The sequence below is a fragment of the Nakamurella sp. genome (genome assembly GCF_048594475.1).
Lineage (GTDB): Bacteria > Actinomycetota > Actinomycetes > Mycobacteriales > Nakamurellaceae > Nakamurella.
The window spans coordinates 1-5,806 of sequence record NZ_JBMDXT010000336.1 but is presented as its reverse complement, the minus strand read 5'-3'; the positions used below and the strand labels follow the sequence as shown (position 1 = coordinate 5,806).

At 74.8% G+C, this 5,806-nt stretch carries 7 protein-coding genes; all 7 read left to right on the top strand.

Going from position 1 to position 5,806, the window contains the following annotated elements:
- Positions 1–104: 104 nt before the first annotated feature.
- Positions 105–284 (top strand): daptide-type RiPP, encoded by a 180-nt coding sequence (locus tag ACOJUF_RS15315; protein ID WP_420122691.1) that lies wholly within the window; start codon positions 105–107, stop codon positions 282–284.
- A gap of 50 nt (positions 285–334) precedes the next feature.
- Positions 335–508 carry a daptide-type RiPP gene (locus tag ACOJUF_RS15310; protein WP_420122690.1) on the top strand — a complete coding sequence of 58 codons (174 nt, stop codon included), beginning with the start codon at positions 335–337 and terminating at the stop codon, positions 506–508.
- A gap of 103 nt (positions 509–611) precedes the next feature.
- Positions 612–812 carry a hypothetical protein gene (locus ACOJUF_RS15305; RefSeq protein ID WP_420122689.1) on the top strand — a complete coding sequence of 67 codons (201 nt, stop codon included), beginning with the start codon at positions 612–614 and terminating at the stop codon, positions 810–812.
- Positions 809–1,555: an ABC transporter ATP-binding protein gene (locus ACOJUF_RS15300; protein WP_420122688.1), complete on the top strand. Its 747-nt coding sequence runs from the start codon at positions 809–811 to the stop codon at positions 1,553–1,555. The genes ACOJUF_RS15305 and ACOJUF_RS15300 overlap by 4 nt, the downstream gene beginning before the upstream one ends.
- Positions 1,548–2,291, top strand: coding sequence for an ABC transporter permease (locus tag ACOJUF_RS15295; protein WP_420122687.1), 744 nt, complete (start codon positions 1,548–1,550; stop codon positions 2,289–2,291). Before ACOJUF_RS15300 ends, ACOJUF_RS15295 begins: the two co-directional genes overlap by 8 nt.
- Complete coding sequence (gene mpaP, locus ACOJUF_RS15290; protein WP_420122686.1) at positions 2,288–3,937, top strand: daptide biosynthesis intramembrane metalloprotease; 1,650 nt, start codon at positions 2,288–2,290, stop codon at positions 3,935–3,937. Before ACOJUF_RS15295 ends, mpaP begins: the two co-directional genes overlap by 4 nt.
- Positions 3,938–4,081: 144 nt before the next feature.
- A partial coding sequence (lanKC, locus tag ACOJUF_RS15285) for a class III lanthionine synthetase LanKC (RefSeq protein WP_420122685.1) occupies positions 4,082–5,806 on the top strand: 1,725 nt, incomplete at its 3' end.

Sequence of the window (5,806 nt, the reverse complement as noted above, 5' to 3'; positions counted from 1 at the left end):
CCCGGCCGTGCCGGGCACCCCCAGAACCCCTCGATGGACGTGGGCGCCCGCCGACACCGAGGACGCCAGAGAACCGACCAGATCCCGGAGGAGGTGAACTGAGAATGATCGATCTGTCGACGAACTCCCCGATCGAGACCGACCTGCCGGCCCTGGAACTGGGCATGCAGGAGCTCGAGGCCATGGAGGCGCCCGGCTGGTGGACCGGCATCGGCGCCGCGGTGAGCGCCGGCGTCTCGTACGCCACCGTCTACGCCGCGGTGAGCGGGGCGGCGCTGACCTGACCGCCCCCGCACGCGCGGATCCACCCCGGACCCTCGAGAGGAGGGAATCGATGAACAAGGAACTGACCACGGACCCCTACCGGGCCGTCGACGGCCCGGCCGGTGGGCTGGAGCTGGGCATGCAGGAGCTGGAGGCGATGGACGCCCCCGGATTCTGGACCGGCGCCTTCAACAGCGCCCTGATCGTCACCGCGATCACCGCGGTGGGGGTCGCCGCCACCTGACCGGCGCGCACGGATGCCCCGGCGGCGCCGTCCGGCCCGCCGGGGCAGTCCGGGCCGATCCCGGCCCGATTTCGCCATTCACCCGTCAGCGAGGAGGAAAATGATGAGCACACCCAAGCCGGAGGGGGCGTCGACGCCCGTCGTCCTGGCCTTCGCCGTCGTTCTGGTGGCCGCCATGGTCATCGCCGGCGCCGCCCTGGACGGCGCCCTGAAGTACGCCGTGCTGGCGGCCGGGGTGGTCGGCCTGCTCGGCTGCGTCTGGCAGCTCAACCGGAACCGTCAGGTGTCGGGGCGATCGTCGTGAGCGGGCCGCCGGTGATCCGGTTCGCCGCGGTGTCCAAGCGGTTCGGTGACGTGGCGGCGGTCGACGACGTGTCCTTCGAGGTGTCGCCCGGCCGCATCGTCGGCCTGCTCGGCCGCAACGGAGCCGGCAAGACCACTTGCCTGCGCATGCTGCTGGGCCTGTCCCGGCCCACGTCCGGGGCCGCCACGGTCTTCGGGGTGCCCTACGGGGACCTGCCCGGGGCGGCCCGGCGGATCGGCGTCAGCATGGACGGCATCGGCCCGCTTCCCGGCGTCCGGGTGGCCCGCGACCTGCGGGTCTGGGCGGACGCGCTCGGCCTGGGCCGGCGGCGGGTCGCCACCGTGCTTGACCAGGTCGGGCTGGCCGATGCGGCCGGTCGCCGGGTCAAGGACCTGTCCACCGGGATGAAGCAGCGGCACGCGTTGGCCGTCGCACTGCTGGCCGACCCGGAGGTGCTGATCCTGGACGAGCCGGCCAACGGCCTGGACCCGGACGGCATCCGCTGGCTCCGCGGCCTGCTCCGGGAGTTGGCCGACCGGGGTCGCACCGTGCTCATGTCCTCGCACCTGCTGTCCGAGATCGAGCAGACCGTCGACGACGTCGTGATCATCCAGCGCACGCTGCGGTACGTGGGTCCGCTGCGGGATCTGACCGCCGGCGGTGGCAGCCGGCTCGAGGATCGGTTCTTCGACCTGGTCGGTCCGCGGGTCCCGGTGTCGGCGGGCGGTGGGACCGATGCGTGACCTGGTGCGGTCCGAGGCGCGCAAGGCGGTCGCCGGCCGCACCTGGCTGATCATGCTGGGCGTCGGTGTGCTGCTCGGGCTGATGACCACGGCCGGCTACACCACCACGGTCGAGCAGGAGGTCGCCGCGGGGCTCGCCCCGGCCGCCGCCACCGCGTCGATGGTCCGGTTCTGGTTCGGCATGATGCTCGCGTCCATGCTTTTCGGGGCGGTCTTCGTGACGCGCGAGTACGGCACCGGGGCGATCGCCCGGTCGGTGCTGGTCAGCGGCGGCCGGGGCCGGCTGTTCACCGCGAAGGTGCTGGTCGGGTCGATCGCCGGGGTCGGGTACGGGGTGCTGGCCGCTGGCCTGGCCGTCGGGTCGGCGTGGCTGTTCCTGCCGCTGGCCGGGCAGCAGCTCACCTGGTCGACCGAGGCGACGCTGACCCTGGTGGGCGTGACCGCGGTGGTCGCGCTCGCCGGGCCCTGGGGCGTCGTGTTCGGCTGGCTGCTGCGAAACCAGGTGCTCGCCGTGGCCACCCTGCTGGTGCTGACCCTGCTCGTGGACGAGGCCCTGCTGCGGCTGGTGCCGGCGGTCGGGCGGTTCACGATGCAGATCGCGATGGGCGCGGTCTACCGCGACGCCAAGCCGGAGATGCTCTCTCCGACCATGGGTCTGCTGGTGATCCTGGGGTGGATCGCGCTCGTCGGGGCCGTCGCGCTGCGCCGCCTGCGCCGGTCGGACGTCCTGTCATGACGACCGTGACGACCCGGGCCCCGGGCCTGGCGCCCGGGGTCGAGGTGCACGAGCCGATGGCGGCCGGCGCGCCGTGGGTGGTGCGTCGCGTCGACGGCGGGTACCTGCGGGTCGGTGCCGATGTCGGCCGGCTGCTGCGCACCCTCGACGGGCGGCAGGACGCCGGGGCGCTGGCCGCCACGCTCGGGCCGCCATGGACCGAACCGGACGTCGACGGCGTGCTGCGCCGGCTCGCGCCGCTGTCGGTGCTCGCCGGCCCGCCGGCCGGTGGACCCCGGCACCGGCGCGCGCCCGTCCGCACCCGGCCGCGCCGGATCCGGTTCGTCCCGCCGCTCACCGTGCAGCTGACCCTGGTCCACCCGGATCGCCTGCTGCGTCGGCTGTCCCCGTTGATCGACGCCCTGGCCCGGCGCTCGAGCCTGATCGCCGCGACCGTGGTGGTCGCCGGCGGGCTGCTGGCGTTGGCCGGCCAGGCCCCGGCCCTGGGCGCGGCGATCGGCGGTCCGCAGCCGATGGCCGTGCTGATCGCTGTCGCGATCGGTTCGCTGCTCACCACCGGTCTGCACGAGTTCGGCCACGGCATGGCGCTGTCGCACTACGGGGGCCGGCCCACGCGCATGGGGATGATGCTCTTCTACCTCACCCCGGTCTTCTTCTGTGACGTCTCCGACGGCTGGCGGCTGCCGCGCAACCGGCAGCGGACCCGGGTCGCGCTGGCCGGCATCGCCACCCAGCTGCTGGTCGCCGGGGCTGCCGGGATCGCCGCCGGTGCGGTCGCGGCCGCCGGCTCACCGACGGGACAGGCTGCCCTGCTGCTGTTCTCGGTGGCCACCTTCATCGCGGCGCTGGTCAACCTGGTCCCCTTCGTCAAGTTTGACGGGTACATCGCCCTGATGTGCCACCTGGACGTGCCGCACCTGCGCGACCGGAGCATGCAGGACGCGCGGAGCTGGCTGGCCCGGGTGCTGTTCGGGGCCGCCGCCCGCCGATCGTTGCCCGACCTGCCCTGGGCCGTCCCGTTCGGTCTGGCCGGCATGGTCTTCCCGGCCTACCTGGTGCTCACCGCACTGGTGCTGTGGATGGACCTGCTGCAGCTCGCGGGCTGGGCGGGCGTGGTCGCGCTGACCGCACTGCTGGGGTACCTGGCCTACCGCGCCGGTCGCGGCCTGGTCGGCCTCGTGTCCGCGGCCCGGGCCGCGGGGGCCGGGATGACGCGCATCACCCTGGTGCTGACCGCGGTCGCCGGCGCCGTCGCCGGCGCGCTGGTCCTCGTCCCGGTGCCCGGGTCGGTCACCGGCGGGTTCGTGGCCGACGGGCGGACCGTCCGCCTCGTGCTCCCGGACACCGTCGATCCGGCCGCGATCGAGGCCGGCGACCCGGTCGAGCTGGTCGAGCGGGGCCTGCTCACTCGGCGCGGCGTCGGCCAGGCCGTGGTCGCCGATGGGCCGACGGAGCCCACCCTCGCGCCGCTGCTGGCCTTCTTCCCGATCGCGGACGCCGACGACCTGCTCGTGGACGCATCCGGCCGCACCCTCACCGTGACCCGGGAACCGAGCGTCCCGGTGGGCCAGGCCGTGATCGCCACCGGTGACGTGCCGCTGGGCCGCTGGGTGTGGAACCAGTGGGTGGCGCCGGTCCTGCGCTGACGGCCCTACGCGCCGCCGGTCACCGGCCGCGCACGCCGCGACCGTCGCGCCGACGCATCCAGACCCCTTCCACCTCAACACCTCTCGACCCGCCCGCCCCGCACCTCTCGACCACCCACCCCAGCCCCGAGGAGATGGCGACAGATGGACAGCCTGGCCCGGCTCGCGTTCTGCCCACCGGGACTCCCGTTCTTCGACCGGTCCGACGCCGGGGACGGGGCCGGACCCGAGTTCGTCGACGGGCTCGCCGTCCCCACCGGCTGGCACGGCCAGGCGAACGAGGAGTGGATGAACCTCGCGCCGCCCGGGGCCGCGCCGCCCGCCCAGGGCTGGAAGATCCACGCCTCGGCGGTGGCCGAGAACGCCGCCCACGTCCTGGAGGTGATCGCCAAGTACTGCTTCACCCACGACGTCATGTTCAAGTTCCTGCGCACCCCCGCGGTCCTGCAGCGGCGCAACGGCAAGTACGCCGACCGGGGGGCCAGCGGCAAGTTCGTCACGATCTACCCGGGCTCCGAGGAACAGTTCGGGCAGATCCTCATCGAGCTGGGCGGCCTGCTCGACGGCGAGCCCGGGCCCTACATCCTCAGCGACCTGCGATGGCGGGACGGCCCGCTGTACGTGCGGTACGGCGGGATCGTCCCGCTGGTCGTCCGCGGCCCCGACGGCCGGCCGGTCTACTGCCTGCGCACCCCGGCCGGCGAGCTGGTCGAGGACCGGCGCGGACCGGGATTCCGCCCGCCGGAGTGGGTGTCGCTGCCGCCGGTGCTGGATGCGGCGATCGCCGCGCGGAACGCGGGCACGCTGCGGAACTTCCCGTACCGCGTGGACCGGGCGCTGCACTTCTCCAACGGCGGTGGGGTGTACCGGGCCACCGCGGTGCCCGACGGCCGGGAGGTGCTGGTGCGCGAGGCGCGCCCGCTGGCCGGCCTGGACGCCGGCGGTCGGGACGCGGTCGCCCGGCTGGCCGCCGAACGCGACGCCCTGCAGCGGCTCAGCGGGGTGGACGGCATCCCCGCCCTGATCGACTTCCGGCGCGGTCACGAGCACCGGTACCTGATCCGCGAATACGTGCCCGGCCGGTCGCTGGCGCAGGAGATGATCCGCCGCAACCCGCTGTTCGCCGCCCGGGAGCCCGACCGGGCGGACCCCGGCTGGGCCGACCACGCCGAGTGGGCGCTGGCGATCCTGGCTCGCGTGGACCACACCCTGGGCGAGATGCACCGCCGGGGAGTGGTTTTCCACGACCTGCACCCGGCCAACGTGCTGGTGCGCCCGGACGGCGGGATCGCCCTGATCGACTTCGAGACGGCCACGTCGGTCGACGACCCCGCCCCGCAGCTGATCGGCGCGCCGGGGTTCGTCGCCCCGGACGGGTACACCGGCACCGCCGTCGACCGGTACGCCCTCGGCTGCCTGCGGCTGGTGGTCTTCGCGCCGCTCGCCGCGGCCGTGCCGCTGGGCCGGACCAAGGTCGCCGAGCTGCTCGCCTTCATCGGCGAGCTGTTCCCGCTGCCGGCCGGATTCGCCGGGTCGGTGTGGGCCGACCTCGGTCCCGCCTTCGCCGCACCGGCCCTGGCCGGCCGGCCGGTCACCCCGCCCGCCACCACCCGGGCGTCCCGGGTGGCGGGCCCGGCCGGTGATGCCGCGGCCGGACGACCGGCCGGCCGGGTCCCGGACTCGCGCGCGGTGGCGTCCGGCATCCTGGCCACCGCGACGCCCGACCGTGCGGACCGGCTCTATCCCGGCGACGCCCGGCAGTTCACCCACCCCGAGGGCGGGGTCGACCTGGCCACCGGTGCCGCCGGCGTGCAGCTCGCGCTGGCCGCGACCGGCCGGCCGGTGCCGGCCGACCACGTCGACTGGTTG